The sequence below is a fragment of the Variovorax sp. GW821-FHT09B05 genome (assembly GCF_059418265.1).
On record NZ_JBWKPN010000005.1, the window covers coordinates 136,730 to 154,571 of the forward strand.

General features: G+C 68.8%; 14 protein-coding genes and 1 pseudogene. 3 read left to right on the top strand and 12 right to left on the bottom strand.

Annotated elements, in window-relative coordinates:
* Positions 1-92 precede the first annotated feature (92 nt).
* Together AC07RM_RS14935 and AC07RM_RS14940 are read left to right on the top strand one after the other, a co-directional pair.
* Positions 93-965: a Rossmann-fold NAD(P)-binding domain-containing protein gene (locus AC07RM_RS14935; protein ID WP_495335055.1), complete on the top strand. Its 873-nt coding sequence runs from the start codon at positions 93-95 to the stop codon at positions 963-965.
* Positions 962-1,441: an anthrone oxygenase family protein gene (locus AC07RM_RS14940; RefSeq protein ID WP_495335056.1), complete on the top strand. Its 480-nt coding sequence runs from the start codon at positions 962-964 to the stop codon at positions 1,439-1,441. Before AC07RM_RS14935 ends, AC07RM_RS14940 begins: the two co-directional genes overlap by 4 nt.
* Before the next feature lie 3 nt (positions 1,442-1,444).
* Here AC07RM_RS14940 and AC07RM_RS14945 read toward each other — a convergent pair whose 3' ends face one another.
* On the bottom strand, positions 1,445-2,350 hold the full coding sequence (locus AC07RM_RS14945) for an SDR family oxidoreductase (protein ID WP_093342066.1): 906 nt from the start codon (positions 2,348-2,350) through the stop codon (positions 1,445-1,447).
* A 204-nt stretch (positions 2,351-2,554) separates the two neighbouring features.
* Between AC07RM_RS14945 and AC07RM_RS14950 the strand changes: the two genes are divergently transcribed.
* Entirely contained in the window at positions 2,555-5,335 is a 2,781-nt protein-coding gene (locus tag AC07RM_RS14950) for an ExeM/NucH family extracellular endonuclease (protein ID WP_495335057.1), read from the top strand.
* Positions 5,336-5,376: 41 nt separating this feature from the next.
* Here the strand turns inward: AC07RM_RS14950 and AC07RM_RS14955 are convergent, their stop codons facing one another.
* The 11 genes and pseudogenes from AC07RM_RS14955 to AC07RM_RS15005 form a co-directional block, all read right to left on the bottom strand.
* The gene (locus tag AC07RM_RS14955) at positions 5,377-6,315 is read right to left on the bottom strand and encodes a glutathione S-transferase family protein (protein WP_093342070.1); all 939 of its coding nucleotides are present in this window, start codon (positions 6,313-6,315) and stop codon (positions 5,377-5,379) included.
* Positions 6,316-6,351: 36 nt separating this feature from the next.
* Entirely contained in the window at positions 6,352-8,001 is a 1,650-nt protein-coding gene (locus AC07RM_RS14960; RefSeq protein ID WP_495335058.1) for an isovaleryl-CoA dehydrogenase, read from the bottom strand.
* 26 nt (positions 8,002-8,027) lie between these two features.
* Entirely contained in the window at positions 8,028-9,044 is a 1,017-nt protein-coding gene (locus AC07RM_RS14965; RefSeq protein WP_261205663.1) for an NADP-dependent oxidoreductase, read from the bottom strand.
* Positions 9,045-9,136: 92 nt separating this feature from the next.
* Positions 9,137-9,598 carry a PaaI family thioesterase gene (locus AC07RM_RS14970; protein ID WP_093342075.1) on the bottom strand — a complete coding sequence of 154 codons (462 nt, stop codon included), beginning with the start codon at positions 9,596-9,598 and terminating at the stop codon, positions 9,137-9,139.
* A gap of 15 nt (positions 9,599-9,613) precedes the next feature.
* Positions 9,614-10,411, bottom strand: a complete 798-nt coding sequence (locus AC07RM_RS14975; RefSeq protein ID WP_093342076.1) for an SDR family oxidoreductase — start codon at positions 10,409-10,411, stop codon at positions 9,614-9,616.
* Positions 10,412-10,448: 37 nt separating this feature from the next.
* Positions 10,449-10,751 carry a Dabb family protein gene (locus AC07RM_RS14980; protein WP_093342078.1) on the bottom strand — a complete coding sequence of 101 codons (303 nt, stop codon included), beginning with the start codon at positions 10,749-10,751 and terminating at the stop codon, positions 10,449-10,451.
* Between the two features lie 11 nt (positions 10,752-10,762).
* The gene (locus tag AC07RM_RS14985) at positions 10,763-10,996 is read right to left on the bottom strand and encodes a hypothetical protein (protein ID WP_093342080.1); all 234 of its coding nucleotides are present in this window, start codon (positions 10,994-10,996) and stop codon (positions 10,763-10,765) included.
* The gene (locus AC07RM_RS14990; protein ID WP_495335059.1) at positions 10,996-12,849 is read right to left on the bottom strand and encodes an acyl-CoA dehydrogenase; all 1,854 of its coding nucleotides are present in this window, start codon (positions 12,847-12,849) and stop codon (positions 10,996-10,998) included. Before AC07RM_RS14990 ends, AC07RM_RS14985 begins: the two co-directional genes overlap by 1 nt.
* Positions 12,850-13,024: 175 nt before the next feature.
* Positions 13,025-14,200, bottom strand: coding sequence for an acetyl-CoA C-acyltransferase (locus AC07RM_RS14995; protein WP_495335060.1), 1,176 nt, complete (start codon positions 14,198-14,200; stop codon positions 13,025-13,027).
* Positions 14,201-14,237: 37 nt separating this feature from the next.
* Positions 14,238-15,734 (bottom strand): annotated as a pseudogene (locus AC07RM_RS15000) (M20 family peptidase); the annotation flags it as partial.
* A 1-nt stretch (position 15,735) separates the two neighbouring features.
* Positions 15,736-17,838, bottom strand: a complete 2,103-nt coding sequence (locus AC07RM_RS15005) for a 3-hydroxyacyl-CoA dehydrogenase NAD-binding domain-containing protein (protein ID WP_431509033.1) — start codon at positions 17,836-17,838, stop codon at positions 15,736-15,738.
* Positions 17,839-17,842 lie beyond the last annotated feature (4 nt).

The following is a 17,842-nucleotide window of genomic DNA, read 5'->3' on the forward strand; positions in this document are numbered from 1 at the left end:
GGATCGGACTCGAAAAAACGGTTGACGCTCGAAATGTGAGGGAATATCATTTTTTACGTGAGCAGTCCTCACATTAACCCAAGGAGTCCGAGATGGCAATCGATCAGACCAAAGTCCAGACGCGGGACGATGCACGTCCCATCCTCGTCCTGGGCGCCCACGGCAAGACCGGCGCGCGCGTCATGGCCCTGCTGCAGGCCGCCGGCCATGCGGTGCGCGCCGGCTCGCGCAACGCCCGCCCCGCCTTCGACTGGAACGACCGCGCCACCTGGGGCCCGGCGCTCGAGGGCGTGAGCGCCGTCTACATCGCCTACCAGCCCGACCTCTGCGTGCCCGGCGCGGTCGAGACCGTGAGCGACTTCTACCAGGCGGTCGCCAAGGCCGGCGTGCGCAAGACCGTGCTGCTGTCGGGCCGCGGCGAACCCGAGGCCGAGGACGCCGAGAACGCGCTGCGCGCCACCGCGCTCGACTGGACCATCGTGCGCGCGAGCTGGTTCTTCCAGAACTTCAGCGAGAACTACTTTCTCGAGGAGATCGTCGCCGGCGAGATCACGCTGCCCGAGGGCCTCGCGCCCGAGCCCTTCGTCGATGCCGACGACATCGCCGAGATCGCGGTCGCCGCGCTGCTCGATCCCGAGGGCGGGCGCCATGGCGGCCAGCTCTACGAACTGACCGGGCCCGAGGCGCTGGACTTCCCCGAGGCGATCCGCCGCATCGGCCAGGCCGCGCAGCGCGGCATCGGCTGCCGCATCGTGACCATGGACGACTACGCCGCCGCGCTGGGCCAGGCCGGCCTGCCGCCCGATCTCGCGTGGCTCGTGATCTACCTGTTCAAGACCGTGCTCGACGGCCGCAACACGCCGGTGGCCGACGGCGTGCAGCGCGCGCTGGGCCGGCCGCCGCGCAACTTCGCCGACTACCTCGCGCGCACCGCGCCCACCGGCGTCTGGGGAGCCGCATCGTGAGCGGCAAGCTGCTGACCGTGCTGGTGCTGGCCGGCGCGCTGTCGAGCGCGCTCGTCGCCGGCATGTTCTACGCGTTCTCGTCCTTCATCATGGCCGCGCTGGCGCGCGTGCCGGGGGCCGAGGGCATGCGCGCGATGAACGCGATCAACGTGACGGTGATCACGCCGAGCTTCATGGCGCTGTTCATGGGCACGGCCGTGCTCGGCATCGGGCTTGCCATCTGGTCGCTGTTCTCGATCGCGCAGACCGACTCGCAGCTGGTGCTGCTGGGCGCCCTGCTCTACGTGCTCGGCTGCTTCGGCGTGACCATGGTCTTCAACGTGCCGCTCAACGACCAGCTGGCCGCCGCGCCCACCGAGACGCTGTGGAACAGCTACCTGCGGACCTGGACTCTGTGGAACAGCGTGCGCACCGCCGCGGCCACGCTGTCGTCGGCCGTGCTGGTGGCGGTGGCGCTGCGGCAGGCCGCGGCCTGAGCTTCAGGGCGCGCGCAGCTGCTCGCGCAGCTTGGCGCCGATCTCGGGCCGCTCGAGGAAGGGATCCGCGGGATTGGTGATCGAGACGATGTTCTCCATGCGGCTGCGCACGTTGCCCAGCGCCTTCGGATGGCTGAAGACGTAGAACTGGTTGTCGCTGATCGCCTCGAAGACCTTGGCCGCGACCTCGGCCGCGGTGATCTTGCCGCTGCTCACCGCCTTGTTGCTCATGGCCTGGCCGATCAGCTGGCTCTTGGTGAGCTCGCTCTGCTTGGGCGCATCGGGCCGGTTGCGTTCGCTGCTGGTGATGCCGGTGGGCACGAAGTACGGGCACAGCAGGCTGGCGCCGATCTGGTCGGTGACCAGGTTCAGGTCCTGGTACATGGTTTCGGTGAGGCTCACGACCGCGGCCTTGGCGGCGTTGTAGATGCCCATGTTCGGCGGCGTCAGCAGGCCGGCCATGCTCGCGGTGTTGGTCACGTGGCCGCGGTACGAGGGGTCCTTGGCGGCGGCCTCGAGCATCATCGGCACGAACAGGCGCACGCCGTGGATCACGCCCCAGAGGTCGACGCCGAGCACCCAGTCCCAGTCGGCCACGGTGTTCTCCCACACCAGGCCGCCCGCGCCCACGCCGGCGTTGTTGAAGACGAAGTGCGGCGCGCCGAAGCGCTCCTTGACCGCGGCGGCCAGCGCTTCCATCTGCGCCGCGTCCGACACGTCGACCTTGCGCGCCAGCACCTGCGCGCCGGCCGCTTCCATCTCGGCCTTCGCCTTGTCGAGTGCGTCCTGCTGCACGTCGACCAGCACGAGGTTCATACCGCGCGCCGCGCCGATGCGCGCGCATTCGAGTCCGAAGCCCGAGCCCGCGCCGGTGAGCACGGCGGTCTTGCCCTTGAAGTCCTGAATCATTGGATACGTTCCTTTGGAATGGCTCTGCGCCGAGCATTAGAGCGCGTCGGCGCGCACGCGGCTGTCGTTCGTGCGACGCAGCGCGAAGCCTTTGGTTTACGCATGGGCCGACAGGGCCGAAGGATGTCTCCGAAGCTACATACAAGCTGCCTATAACCCGCCGCAGCCCGCTCGCCGGACCTTCATCGATCCAGGAAATTTCCCATGATCCATGCAGCGCCGAGGCCGACCTGGCAACTCAGAACTTTGGTACTCGCGGCGGTCGTCGCGTTGACGGCATGCGGTGGCGGAGGTGGCGGCGGTGCCGTCTTCCCCTTCGTTCCCCCGCCGCCCACCGACACCGCGCCACCGCCCGTGCAACCGCCGCCGCCGGCACCGACCTGCGCCGCCGCGATTCCGGCCGATGCGCCGCTCGCGGCCATTCCCGCCGTGCAGGGCACGGGCCACCTGAGCCCGATGGCCGAGCAGGCCGTGACCGTGCGCGGCGTGGTGGTCGGCGACTTCCAGGCCACCGGCACCGGCGATCCCCGGCTCAACGGCTTCTTCGTGCAGTCGCTGGTGCCCGATGCCGATCCGCTGACCTCCGAGGGCCTCTTCGTCTACGCACCGGCCAACGCCACGCGCGTGGCGGTCGGCGACTACGTGCAGGTCTCGGGCACGGTCACCGAGTTCGGCCAGACCGCGGGCGCCGGTGCCAAGCCCGACAGCATCACGCAGATCGCGGGCAGCAGCGACAAGCCCGTGGCCGTCTCCATCTGCGGCTCGGGCCTCGCGATCGCGCCGACGCCGATCACGCTGCCCGTGGCCGACGAGTCCACACTCGAGCGCTACGAAGGCATGCTGGTCGAGATCGCGCAGCCGCTGGCCGTGTCGGAGCTGTTCGAGCTGGGCCGCTACGGCCAGCTGGTGCTGGCGCTCAACGGGCGCCAGTTCAATCCCACCAACGGCAACGCGACCACCACGCACGAACAGAACCTGCTCGCGCGCATCGTGCTCGACGACGGCGGCTCGCGCCAGAACCCGAACCCCATCCCCTACCTGAGCGCGGCCGGCACCGACGGCACGCGCCGCATGGGCGACACGACGCAGAAGGTCACGGGCATCCTGAGCCACAACTTCGCGGCCTACCGGATCCAGCCGACCGAGGCGACCAGCTTCGCGCAGGCCAATCCGCGCCCGGCCACCGCGCCCGCGGTCGGCGGTGCGCTGAAGGTCGCGAGCCTCAACGTGCTGAACTACTTCACCACCTTCCAGAACGGCGAGAACGCCGCGGGCCAGACCGGCCAGGGCTGCACGCTCGGCAGCGAGGCCCCGAGCGCGGGCAACTGCCGCGGCGCCAACAACCGCTCCGAGTTCGACCGCCAGCAGGCCAAGATCGTGGCCGCCATCGCGGGCCTCGATGCCGACGTGATCGGGCTGATGGAGATCCAGAACACCGACGTGGCGACCGACAACCTCGTGGCCGCGCTCAACGCGAAGCTCGGTGCGGGCACCTACGCCTCGGTGCGCAGCGGCAGCTTCGGCACCGACGCGATCAAGGTCGACATCCTCTACAAGCCCGCGAAGGTGCAGCGCGTCGGCGGCCTGGTGTTCCCCACCGGCACCGACCTCACGGACTACGTCGCGCCCAGCGGCCGGCCGCCACTGGCGCAGCGCTTCAGCGCGGTGGGCAACCACGGCGGCTTCTGGTTCGTGGTCAACCACCTGAAGAGCAAGGGCAGCTGCCCGGGCACCGGCGACATCGACCTGGGCCAGGGCTGCTTCAACCTCGCGCGCACCAGGCAGGCGACGGCGCTCAACAGCTTCGTCGCCAAGCTCAAGGCGCAGGGCGAAGCCGACGTGCTGATGATGGGCGACTTCAACAGCTACCTGCTCGAGGACCCGACCAAGGTGCTCGAGTCGGCCGGCAACGAGAGCCTGCTCAAGCGCATGCCCGCCAACGACCGCTACACCTACGTGTTCGGCGGCGAGACCGGCGCGCTCGACCATGCCTATGCCTCGGGCTCGCTGGCCACGCAGGTCGCGGGCGTGGGCGTGTGGCACATCAATGCCGACGAGCCGACCGCGCTCGACTACAACACCGACTTCACGACCGACGACCGTTACGCGCCCACGCCGTTCCGCGCCTCGGACCATGACCCGGTGCTGGTGGGGCTGAACCTCGCGGCCGATGCGGCCGTGACGCTGCCGATCCTCGGCGGCACGATCCCCGCGACCGCCAAGGCCGGCGAAAGCTACGGCGTGACGATCACGGAAGCCCTGCCCGGCGGCACCGCCACCTTGACCTCGCTCTCGGTCGACTGGGGCGACGGCAGCGCCGCGACGACCGCGCCGGGCGCGGGCACGGTGACGCACACCTACGCGGCCGCGGGCAGCTTCGAGGTCGTGATCACGCTGACCAACTCGGCGGGCCAGACCGCCACGCGCTCCGGCAGCGTCGCCGTCAGCAAGATCGTGGTGGTTCCGCCCGGCCCGCCCGACCTGTTCTTCAGCGAGTACATCGAGGGCAGCTCGAACAACAAGGCGATCGAGCTCTACAACCCGACCGCGGCGGCGCTGGACCTGAGCCTCTACACCGTCAAGCTGTACTCGAACGGCGCGAGCACGGCGACCAACACGCAGGTGCTCAGCGGCACGCTGGCCGCGGGCGCGACGCTGGTGCTCTCGAACAGCGGCGCCACGGCCCCCTTCAAGCCCGCGGGCTCGATCGTCAGCAGCGTGGTCAACTACAACGGCGACGATGCGCTGACGATCGAGAAGTCGGGCACGGTCATCGACCGCATCGGCCAGGTCGGCGTGGACCCCGGCAACGAGTGGAAGAGCGGCGCCATCAGCACGCTGAACCAGACGCTGCGCCGCAAGCCCGAGGTCAAGGCCGGCGACCGGAATCCGCTGCTGCCCTTCGATCCCGCGGAGCAATGGGGCCCCGCCGTCCCCCTGCCCATCGACACCTCGGACGGGCTGGGCTCGCACACGGTGAACTGAGCGGGATCGCCGGGTCGGCGATCACCGGCCCGGCGTTTTCTTCAGGCCTCGGCCTTCTTCAGCACATAGCCGATGCGCGGAAAGTGCACATGCACCCGCCCCGTGCGCTCGCCGTTGCGCTCCAGCGTGTAGTGGGTGCGCGTGGCCGCCACCAGGGTGCCCGGCGTTTCCTCGAGCCCGAAGCTCTCCGCGCGCAGGGTGACGGCGCTGCCCAGCGGAATGCCGTGGTCGTCCTGGAAGGTGCTGTCGGTCAGCAGCGAATGCGGGGTCGCGGCCTTGGCCACGGCGATGGCTTCGTCGGCGCCGAACTTGTCGGGCGTGCCATGGCCGATGGCCGCCATGCGGTTCATCCAGTCGACCACCGCGGGCGTGAGGTCGAGGATGCCCTTCACCGCCTCGATGCGGCGCGTATACCAGAGCGGGTGGTAGGCCGCGAAGTCGGCGATGCTGGGCACCTCGCCGAGCAGGAAGGGCTTGTCGTCGAGCATGTCGGACAGCCGGCGCAGATAGGACTTGTAGGCGCTGGTGGCATCGCCCGGGCGCAGCCGCGTCATGTTGCCGGCGCTCATCTTCGCGCGGTCCTCGCCGAAGGCCTTGGCGGCCTCGGGCGGCGCCTTGGCGAACACCTCGGCCGCGCCCTTGGGCTGCAGGTTCCAGGCCATCGCGGCCCAGAACAGGGTGGTGTCGGCCCACTGCGCGAGGATGCGCGACATGCCCTTCTCGGGCTCGGGGTACAGCGTGGGCGCGGGCTGCAGGTGCTCGAGCACGTCGGCGATCAGCGCGCTGTCGCAGTAGATGTCGGCGCCGATCTGCAGGAACGGCGTCTTGCGGTAGCCGCCCGTGAGCACCTCCACGTCGGGCTTGGGCATGATCGGCGGGATGAAGACCGACTTCCACGGCAGCTGCTTGGCGCCGAGGATCAAGCGCACCTTCTCCGAGAAGGGCGAGGTCGCGTAGTGGTGCAGGATCAGATCGGCCATCGTGGTTTTTCCTTGTGAGAGGGAGACAGTGTTCTTCTAGACCGGCTGCGCGCGCCGCACGATCGCATCGAAATCGGTGCCCGCGCCCAGCGTGCCGAAGGCATGGCCCCAGTCGCCGCCGAGGCGCGAGGCGCAGAACGCGCCCACCACGGCCGGCGGCGCGGTTTGCGCGAGCAGCGAAGCCTGCACGGCCAGCGCCACGTCCTGTGCCAGACGACGCGCCTCGACCTCGGAGGCCATCGCCTCGATGCGCGCGGGCAGCGCGTCGGCCAGGCGGTCGAGCGCCGCATGCTGGCCGCGCGCGGGCGCCAGTTCGTGCGCCAGCGCCGCCACCGCGTCGCCCTTGCGCAGGCCGCGCAGCAGGTCGAGCGCCATGATGTTGCCCGCGCCCTCCCAGATCGAGTTGAGCGGCATCTCGCGGTAGACGCGCGCCATCACGCCCTCGCCGCCCTCCTCCACGTAGCCGTTGCCGCCCAGGCATTCCATCGCCTCCTGGCCCAGCAGGCTGCCGCGCTTGCAGATCCAGAACTTGGCGACCGGCGTCAAGAGCCGCGCCATCAGCCGCTCGTGCTCGTCGGCGGGCCGGTCGAAGGCGCGCGCGAGGCGGATCGCGAGCGCGGTGGCGGCCTCGCTCTCGAGCGCCATGTCGGCCAGCACGTTCTGCATCAGCGGCTGCGCGATCAGCGGCTTGCCGAAGGCGCTGCGCTGCGCCGTGTGGTTCAAAGCCAGCGCGAGGGCCTGGCGCATCAGCCCGCTGGTGCCGAGCGCGCAGTCCAGCCGCGTCATCGTGCCCATCTCGAGGATCTGCGGAATGCCGCGGCCCTCCTCGCCCACCAGCCAGGCGCTGGCGCCGTGGAACTCGACCTCGGAACTGGCGTTGGCCTTGTTGCCGAGCTTGTCCTTCAGGCGCTGGATGCGGATCGCGTTGCGCGTGCCGTCGGGCAACACGCGCGGCAGGAAGAAGCAGCTGAGTCCGGCCGGCGCCTGCGCCAGCACCAGGAAGGCATCGCACATCGGCGCCGAGAAGAACCACTTGTGGCCCGTGATCTCGTAGCGCTCGCCCCAGCCATCGCTGTCCGCGCGCACCGCCTTCGTGGTGTTGGCCCGCACGTCGGAGCCGCCCTGCTTCTCGGTCATGCCCATGCCCATGGTCACGCCGGCCTTGTCGGCCACCGGCTTGAGCGCGGGGTCGTAGACGAGGCTGCCGAGCTTCGCGCCCCAGTCGGCATGCACGGCCGCGTTGTCGCGCAGCGCGGGCGTGGCCGCGTAGGTCATCGAGATCGGGCACAGCATCGAGGGCTCGAGCTCGGTGAAGAGCATGAAGCCCGCGGCGCGCAGCACATGGGGCGACGCGGCCGCGCCGGGCTCGGCGCGCCACGGCGTGCCGTGCAGGCCCGCGCCCACGGCCGCCTTCATCAGCAGGTGGTAGCTCGGATGGAACTCGACCTCGTCGATGCGCCGACCGAAACGGTCGTGCGTGTGCAGCTCGGGCGTGTGCACGTTGGCCAGCCGCGCCTGCGTCTGCATGTCGGCCGAGCCCAGCGTTTCGCCCAGTTGCCGCAGCGACTCCGTCGGCAGCTGCGGCGCATTGAAATTCAACGCATCGCGCAGGGGCCGGTTGGTGTCGAAGAGGTTGTAGCCGGCCAGTGGCGCCGGCTGGTTGAATACCTCGTGGGTCGCGTCCATGGCCGGCTCCTTCGCGTTCTCTTCTCTCAGATCAGCTTGACCAGCTGCTTGCCGAAGTTGCGGCCCTTGAGCAGGCCCAGGAAGGCCTCGGGCGCGGCCTCGATGCCCTGCGCGATCGACTCGCGCGGCTTGAGCTTGCCGCTGCCCACCAGCGCGCCGAGCTCGGCCAGCGCCTCGGGCCACACCTCCATGTGCTCGCTGACGATGAAGCCCTCGACCTTGAGCCGGTTGATCAGGATCAGCGCGGGGTTCGCGAGCGGCAGCGGCTGGCCGTCGTAGCCCGCGATCATGCCGCACAGCGCCACGCGCGCGAAGGCGTTGGTGCGCAGCAGCACGGCGTCGAAGATGTAGCCGCCGACGTTCTCGAAATAGCCGTCGATGCCGTTCGGGCAGGCTTCCTTGAGCGCCGCGCTCATGGTCTTGACGTCGGGATGCTGGCGGTAGTCGATGCAGGCGTCGAAGCCGAGTTCGTCGGTCACGTACTTGCACTTGTCGGGCCCGCCCGCGATGCCCACCACGCGGCAGCCGCGCGCCTTGGCCAGCGCGCCGAAGGCGCTGCCCACGGCACCGCTGGCGGCCGTGATGACCACGGTCTCGCCGGCCTTGGGCGCGATGATCTTGACCAGCCCGTACCAGGCGGTCACGCCCGGCATGCCGACCGCGCCCAGGTAGTGCGACAGCGGCACGTGGGTGGTGTCTACCTTCTTGAGCGCACCGGGCTGCGAGGCATCGACCACGCTGTACTCCTGCCAGCCGCCGAAGCCCACCACCTTGTCGCCCACGGCGTACTTCGGATGCTTGCTCTCGACCACCTCGCCCACGGTGCCGCCCTGCATCACCTGGCCCAGCGGCTGCGGCTGGGCATAGCTCTTGGCGTCGTTCATGCGCCCGCGCATGTAGGGGTCGAGGCTCATGTAGTGGTGGCGCACCAGCACCTGGTTGTCCTGGAGTGCCGGGGTTTGCGCGGTCACGAGCTTGAAGTTGCTCGCGACGGCTTCGCCCTCGGGGCGGTTGTCGAGGATCTGCTGCTTGTTGGTCGGCATGGTCGTGTCTCCTGGAAACTGGATGGCGGCGCGCGAGGCGCCTTGGGACTGTGGCGGCGGAACGAGGTCCGCCGCCCTTGGACTGTTCGCGGTCAGTCGGTCGACGGCGGGCGCATCGCGTTGGCGCTCGCCGGGCCGGTCGGCAGCCGGCGCTTTACGTACTTGAAGGTGCCGGTGGCATGGGCGCACACGCGCTCCTGCTCGTCGTAGATCTTGGCCTCGGTGAAGGCCAGCGTGGCGGTGCGGTGGATCAGCGTGCCGCGTGCGTGCAGCGGGCCGACCGAGGGCTGCATGAAGCTGGTCTTCATCTCGATCGTGACCACGCCGGTCTCGGGCGTCACGCTGCGCGCGGCCGCGGCCATGGTGATGTCGAGCAAGGTCATGCAGGCGCCACCGTGCGTCACGTCGAAGGTGTTGAGATGCTCGGGCTTGGCCGTGTAGCGGATCTCGGATTCGCCGTTCTCGAACTTCACGAGCTCGAAGCCCAGGTGGCGCGCGAACGGGATCTGGCTCGTGTACGAGCGGATGTTGATGTCGTCGGAGTCTTGGGTCATTGCTTCAGAACGTGTTCACGCAGCGCCGAGAACCACGCTCACGCCGCCGTCGACGGCCAGCCACTGGCCGGTGATGTGCTTGCCGGCATCGCTCGCGTACAGCAGCGTCAGGCCCTTGAGGTCTTCGTCGTCGCCCAGGCGGCCCAGCGGCGCCTGCGCGGCCATCTTCTCCTCGCCCAGCGACTTGATCAGGCCGGCCGCCATCTTCGTCATGAAGAAGCCCGGGCAGATCGCGTTGACGGTGATGTTGTACTTGCCCCATTCGGCCGCCAGCGTGCGCGTGAAGCCGATGACCGCGGTCTTGGAGGTGTTGTAGGCCAGGGTCTGCATCTCGGGCGGGTTGCCGTTGAGGCCCGCGATCGAGGCGATGTTGATGATGCGGCCGCTCTTCTTCGGGATCATGTACTGGTTGGCAACGTGCTGCGACAGGATGAAATAGCCGCGCACGTTGAGGTTCATCACCTTGTCCCAGGCCTCGACCGGATGGCTCTCGGCCGGCGAACCCCAGCTCGCGCCGGCGTTGTTCACGAGGATGTCGATCGCGCCCAGGCGCTGCAGCGTTTCCTCGGCCAGGCGGCGGGTGTCTTCTTCCTTCGCGCAGTCGGCGGCGATCCAGCGCGCGTCGATGCCGGCGGCCTGCAGCTCGGCCGCGGCCTGCTCGAGGTCGTCGGCCTTGCGCGAGCTCAGCATGATCTTCGCGCCGGCCTCGCCGAGCGCGTGGGCCATCTGCAGGCCCAGGCCGCGCGAGCCGCCGGTGATGAGCGCGGTCTTGCCGCGGAGGTCGAACAGTTGCTGGGTGGTGCGTGCGGTCATGAAGATGTCTCCGGGTGTCGGTGGTGTTCGGGGGGCGTCAGAGCTCGTAGTCCATGCACTGGCGCGCTTCGCGCACGGCGCCGATGAAGGGCTTGAGCGCGACGTGCTGCGGATGCTCGGCATAGGCCGCGAGCGCGGCGGCGTCGGTGAATTCCGAATTGAGGATCAGGTCGTAGGTGGCTTCCAGGCCCGGCTGGGCCAGCGCGACCTCGAAGCGCACGGTGCCCGGCGACAGCGTCGCGCAGGCCTCGAGCAGCGCCTTGGCCTTGGCGAGGTTGGCGGCCTTGTCGGCGCCCTCGGCGTGCGCCTTGAACTTCCACATCACGATGTGCCTGAGCATGGCCTTGGTCCTTACTTGTCGTTCATGCGCGAGCGCACGTAGATCAGCACGAAGCCCACGGCGGTCGCGATGCCGCCGGGCACGGCCATGGCCCAGCCGGTGGCCGGCTCGGTGCGGCCGGTGGCGATGCCGAGGATGACGAGGAACAGGCCGCCGTAGATCAGGATCCAGATCCACTTCTCGAGCGTGGCATGCGGTTTCGGTGGCTTGGCGGGAGTGGGAGGGGTCATGGCAATGGCGGGCATCAGAATGCCTCTTCGGGCAAGGCGGTACAGGTCGGATCGCGGCTCTCGACCACGTTGAGCCAGGCGCCGTTCTTGGGCAGCTCGTAGTGGAAGAAATAGCGCGCGGCCGCCATCTTGCCAGCAGTCGCGGGCGCGGCCTGCGCCGGGTCGAGTTCGAGCGCGCGCTGCGCCACGTCGAGCCACAGCCAGGCCAGCACCGTGTGGCCGAAGGCCTGCATGTACGGCACCGCGTTCACCAGCGCCTCGGCCGGGTCGCCGGTGGACCAGGCGGCCTCGGTGGCGCTGCCCACGCGCTGCAGCGCCTCGCCCAGCGCCTTGGCATGGGCGGCCAGCGCGGGCGCCTTGGCGGCGCGGCCGATGGTCTCGGTGATGCGGCCCGCCAGCAGCTGCAGGCCGCGGCCCTTCTCCATCAGCACCTTGCGGCCCAGCAGGTCGGCCGCCTGGATGCCGTGCGTGCCCTCGTGGATCATGTTGAGGCGGTTGTCGCGCCAGTACTGCTCGACCGGGAAGTCGCGCGTGTAGCCGTAGCCGCCATGGACCTGGATCGCGAGCGAGTTGGCCTCGAGGCACCATTCGCTGGGCCAGCTCTTGGCGATCGGGGTCAGCACTTCGAGCAGCAGCCGCGCCTCGTCGGCGGCCTGCTCGTCGCCGGTCTTCTGCTCGTCGACCAGCCGCGCGCAGTAGAGCTCGAGCGCCAGCGCGCCCTCGCAATAGGCCTTCTGCGCCAGCAGCATGCGGCGCACGTCGGCGTGCTCGATGATGCGCACCTGCGGGCCGGCCGAGTCCTTGACCACCTTGGCCTCGCCGCCCTCGGGCTTCTTCACGAGGCGGCCCTGCGGCCGGCTCTTCGCGTAGTCGAGCGAGGCGTGATAGCCGGCCATGCCGAGCATGGTGGCGGCGGTGCCGACGCCGATGCGCGCCTCGTTCATCATGTGGAACATGCAGTGCAGGCCCTTGCCGGGCGCGCCGACCAGGTAGCCCACCGCGCCGGCCTTGCCGCCGACCGGGTACTTGCCCTCGCCGAAGTTCAGCAGCGTGTTGGTGGTGCCGCGCCAGCCCAGCTTGTGGTTGAGGCCCGCGAGCGCCACGTCGTTGCGCTCGCCCGTGAGTTCGCCCTGCGTGTTCACCATGCGCTTGGGCACGATGAACAGCGAGATGCCGCGCGTGCCCGGCACCAGCTTGCCGTTCTCGTCGGGAATCTTGGCGAGCACGATGTGCACGATGTTCTCGGTCAGCTCGTGGTCGCCCGAGGAGATCCACATCTTGTTGCCCGTGAGCCGGTAGCGCGGGCCCAGCGGATCGTCCTGGAAGCCCTCGCCATCGGGCACCGCGCGCGTGGCCACGTCGCTCAGCGAGGAGCCGGCCTGCGGCTCCGACAGGCACATGGTGCCGGCCCAGCGGCCGGAGAACTCGTTCTTGGCGAACACCTCCTTCTGCATCTCGGTGCCATGCACCATCAGCAGGTTGGCGTTGCCGCTGGTCAGCATGTTCGAGCCGATGCTCACCGAGGCCATCGCGAAGAAGCTGTTGGCCGCGGCCTGCACCGTGTAGGGCAGCTGCATGCCACCGATGTCGTAGTCCTGCGCCGCGCTCATCATTCCCGATTCGACGAAGGCCTTGTGCGCGTCGTGCGTGGCCTGCGGCAGGATCACCTTCTCGCCGTCGAAGTGCGGCTCCTGCGTGTCGACGGTGCGGTTGAACGGCGCGTACTTCTCGCGCGCGATGCGCTCGCAGGTGTCGAGCACCGCGTCGAAGGTCTCGCGCGAGTGGTCGGCGAAGCGTTCGCGCGAGGCCAGCGTTTCGGCATGCAGCCAGTCGTAGAGCAGGAAATCGAGGGTGGGACGCAGGCTCATGGTGTGTTCCAGGAAAGCGGGATCGGGGTCGGACAGCGAGCGCGAAAGGCGCGGAAGGCCAAGAAAAAGTCGCAGAGAAAAACCAATGAAAATTCTGGTTTCTCTTCTGCGACTTCTGCGTAACCTTCGCGACTTCTGCGTTCGGAAGTCCGAATTCAGCGGTTCAGGACGAGGCTCAGATCACCTCGAACACGCCCGCGGCACCCATGCCACCGCCGATGCACATCGTGACCACGACCTTCTTCGCGCCGCGGCGCTTGCCTTCGATCAGCGCGTGGCCCGTGAGGCGCTGGCCGCTCACGCCGTAGGGGTGGCCCACGGCGATGGCGCCGCCGTCCACGTTGAGGCGATCGGCCGGGATGCCGAGCTTGTCGCGGCAGTAGATCACCTGCACCGCGAAGGCTTCGTTGAGCTCCCACAGGTCGATGTCGTTGACCGTCAGGCCCAGGCGCTTGAGCACCTTGGGGATCGCGAAGACGGGGCCGATGCCCATCTCGTCGGGCTCGCAGCCCGCCACCGCGAAGCCCAGGAAGCGGCCCAGCGGCTTCAGGCCCTTGCGCTCGGCGTACTTCTCGTCGACCACCACGCAGGCGCCGCCGCCGTCCGAGAACTGGCTGGCGTTGCCGGCCGAGATCAGGCCGCCGGGAATGGCCGAGCGGATGCCGCTGATGCCTTCCTTGGTGGTGCCGGGGCGGATGCCTTCGTCGTTCTCGATCGTGACTTCCTTGGTGCGCAGGCCCATCACGGGGTCGGCCACGCCGGCCAGCACGGTGATCGGCGCGATCTCGTCCTTGAAGCGGCCGGCTTCCAGCGCGGCCGTGGCCTTCTGCTGGCTCGCGGCGCCGTACTCGTCCATGGCATCACGGCCGATGTTGTAGCGCTTGGCGACCTGCTCGGCCGTCTGCAGCATGTTCCAGTAGATCTCGGGCTTGTGCTTCACGAGCCAGGGGTCGGCCAGCATGTGCTTGTTGGCTTCGTTCTGCACGCACGAGATGCTCTCGACGCCGCCGGCCACGTAGACGTCGCCCTCGCCCGCGATGATGCGCTGGGCGGCGGTGGCGATGGTCTGCAGGCCCGAGGAGCAGAAGCGGTTGATGGTCATGCCCGAGGTGGTGATCGGGCAGCCGGCGCGCAGCGCGATCTGGCGCGCGATGTTCGAGCCGGTCGCGCCTTCGGGCGTGGCGCAACCCATGATCACGTCGTCGACCTCGGCGGCCTCGATGCCGGCGCGGGCAATCGCATGCTGCACCGCATGGCCGCCGAGCGTGGCGCCGTGCGTCATGTTGAAAGCACCCTTCCAGCTCTTGGCGAGCGGCGTGCGGGCGGTGGAAACGATGACGGCGCTGGTCATGGTGAGGTCCTTTTCGAAGATGGAAGGGGAAGCCGGTTTACTGGGGCTGCGCAGCCGAGGTGTTGCGCAGGAGCTGGTGATAGAAGCCGATCATCTCGCCGTAGTTCGAGATCGCGAGGCGTTCGTTGGTGCCGTGGAAGCGCGCGAGGTCCTCGTTCTTCATGCGGAACGGCGAGAAGCGGAACACCGCGTCGCTCACGATCGAGAAGTGGCGCGAATCGGTGGCCGCCGTCATGAGGCCGGGCGCGACGATGGCGTCGGGGAAGGACTGGCGCACCGCCTGCTCGATCGCGCGGTAGCCGGTGCTGTCGGTCGGCGAGACCGGCGAGGCCTCGGAGTTGCCGGGGTAGCGCTTGATCTTGATCTCGTCGTTGCCGAGCTGCTTGCGCAGGTGGGCCTCGACGCTGTCGATGGTGTCGCCGGGCAGCACGCGGAAATTGACGGCGGCCTCGGCGCGGCCGGGCAGCACGTTGTCCTTGTTGCCGGCGCGCACGATGGTCAGCGCGGTGGTGGTGCGCAGCATCGCGTTGCTGCTCGGGCTCTTCTGCAGCTGGCCTTCGACCAGCGGCGCCGTGAGCCAGAGGTTCGACAGCATCACGCGGTTGATGCCGCTCATCTCGGGCGCGAGCGTGCCGAACATCTGGCCCGCCACGCCCTGGATGCCGCCGGGCATCGGGTTGGCCTCGAGCCGCGCGAGCGCCGCGCTCATGCTGCCGATCGCGCTGTGCGCGGGCGGCATCGAGGAATGGCCGGGCGCGGTGTCGAGCGAGAGGAAGAAGGTGGCGTAGCCCTTCTCGGCCAGGCCGATCAGCGCCGCCGGCTTGCTCAGGCCCGGCAGCACGCCGTCGAGCACCAGCAGGCCCTCGTCGAGCACCCAGTCGAGCTTCACGCCACGCGACTTGAGCAGCTCGGCGATCGGCTGCGCGCCGCGCAGGCCGCTGACCTCCTCGTCGTCGCCCATCACGAGGTAGATGGTCTGCCGGGGCTTGAAGCCGCCGGCGACCAGCAGCTCGATGGCCTCCATCTGCGCGAACAGGTTGCCCTTGTTGTCGAGCGTGCCGCGGCCCCAGACGAAGCCGTCCTTGATCTCGCCGCCGAAGGGATCGACGCTCCAGGCCTTCTCGGTGCCCGGCGCGATCGGCACCATGTCCTGGTGCGCCATCAGCGCGATCGGTTTGGCCGCGGCATCGCTGCCGGTCCAGGTGTAGAGCAGCGCCTTCTGGCCCACCACTTCCTTCTTGAGGGTGGCGTGGACCTTGGGGAAGTTCTGTTCGAGGTAGGCATGCAGCCGGTCGAACTCGGCCAGGTTGGCGGCCGGGTCGTCGAGGCTGGACACGGTACGGATCGGGATCGCGCCCGCGAGCCGCTTGGCGGCGGCCTGCAGGTCGATGTCGAGCTTGGGCGCGGGCGCCACCGCGAGCTGGCGCGAAGGCGTGGTCCAGGTCTTGACCGCCACGACCGCCGCCAGCGCGACGAGCGCCAGCAGCAGTCCCAGGAGGATGCGTTTCAACATGGGCGGTCGCGGTCCCGGACGATCAGCCGAAGGACTTGCCTTCGGCCACCAGCTTCTGGATCAGCGCCGCGGGCTGCCAGAACTCGGCGTCGTCGCGCGGGTTCTTCGCGAAGCGCTTCATGGTCTCGGCCACGTTGTACAGGCCGACCTGCGAGGCGTAGTGCATCGGGCCGCCGCGCCAGATCGGGAAACCGTAGCCCGTGAGGTAGACCATGTCGATGTCGCCCGACTTCGAGGCGATGCCGTCCTCGAGGATGTGCGCGCCTTCGTTGACCAGCGCGTAGACCAGGCGCTGCACGATTTCCTCGTCGGAGATCTTGCGCGGCGTGATGCCCAGTTCCTTGCGGTGGTCCTCGATCATCTTGTTGACGAGTTCCGAGGGGATCGCATCGCGCTTGCCGGCCTGGTAGTCGTACCACCCTGCCCCGGTCTTCTGGCCGAAGCGGCCCAGTTCGCAGAGCTTGTCGGCCGTGCGGCTGTACTTCATGTCGGCACGCTCGACGGCGCGGCGCTTGCGGATCGCCCAGCCGATGTCGTTGCCGGCCAGGTCGCCCATGCGGAACGGGCCCATCGCGAAGCCGAACTTCTCGATCGCCTTGTCGACCTGCTGCGGCGTCGCGCCCTCGTCGAGCAGGAAGCCGGCCTGGCGGCTGTACTGCTCGATCATGCGGTTGCCGATGAAGCCGTCGCACACGCCCGAGACCACCGAGGTCTTCTTGATCTTCTTGCCGATGGCCATGACCGTGGCGAGCACGTCCTTGGCGGTCTGCTTGCCGCGCACCACCTCGAGCAGCTTCATCACGTTGGCCGGGCTGAAGAAGTGCATGCCGACCACGTCCTGCGGACGCTCGGTGAACGATGCGATCTTGTCGACGTCGAGCGTCGAGGTGTTCGAGGCCAGGATCGCGCCCTTCTTGGCGACGCGGTCGAGTTCCTTGAAGACCTTCTCCTTGACGCCGATCTCCTCGAACACGGCCTCGATGATCAGGTCGGCGTCCTTCAGGTCGTCGTAGCTCAGCGTGGTGCTCAAGAGCGCCATGCGCTGCTCGTACTTGTCCTGCTTGAGCTTGCCCTTCTTGACCTGGGCCTCGTAGTTCTTCTTGATGGTGGCGATGCCGCGATCGAGCGCTTCCTGCTTCATCTCGAGGATCTTCACGGGGATGCCCGCGTTGAGGAAGTTCATCGAGATGCCGCCGCCCATGGTGCCGGCGCCGATCACGCCGACCGACTTGATCTCGCGCTTGGGCGTGTCCTCGGGCACGTCGGGAATCTTCGAGGCGGCGCGCTCGGCCATGAACAGGTGGCGCAGCGACAGCGACTCGGGCGTGAACATCAGCGCGGTGAACAGGCGGCGTTCCTCGGCCATGCCCTCGTCGAACTTGAGCTTGGTCGCGGCCTGCACGGCATCGATGCACTTGAGCGGCGCCGGGTAGTTCTTCGACATGCCGCCGACCATGTTCTTGGTGAACTGGAAGTAGGCATCGCCCTGCGGATGGCGGCACGGCAGGCTGCGCACCAGCGGCAGGTCGCCGCCCTTGGCCGCGACCGACTTCGCGAACTCGACGGCTTCGTCGAACACGGTCTCGGGCGAGGCGGCGAGCTTGTCGAACAGCTTCTGGCCCGGCAGGCTGGCGAGCACTTCGGACTTCACGGCCTCGCCGCTCACGATCATGTTGAGGGCGGTTTCCACGCCCAGCACGCGCGGCAGGCGCTGCGTGCCGCCGGCGCCGGGCAGCAGGCCCAGCTTGACTTCGGGCAGCGCGACGTTGGTGCCCGGGGCCGCGACGCGGTAGTGGCAGCCGAGCGCGAGCTCGAGGCCGCCGCCCATGCACACCGAGTGGATGGCCGCGACGATGGGCTTGGTGGCGGCTTCGAGCGCGAGGATCACGCTCAGCAGGTTGGGCTCCTGCAGCGCCTTGGGCGTGCCGAATTCCTTGATGTCGGCGCCACCCGAGAACGCCTTGCCGGCGCCGGTGATGACGATGGCCTTGACGGCATCGTCGGCATGGGCCTTCGACAGGCCGTCGGTGATGCCGATGCGGGTCGAGAAACCGAGACCGTTGACCGGGGGATTGGTCAGGGTGATCACGGCGACATCGCCGAGCACTTTGTATTCAGCCGTCATGCTG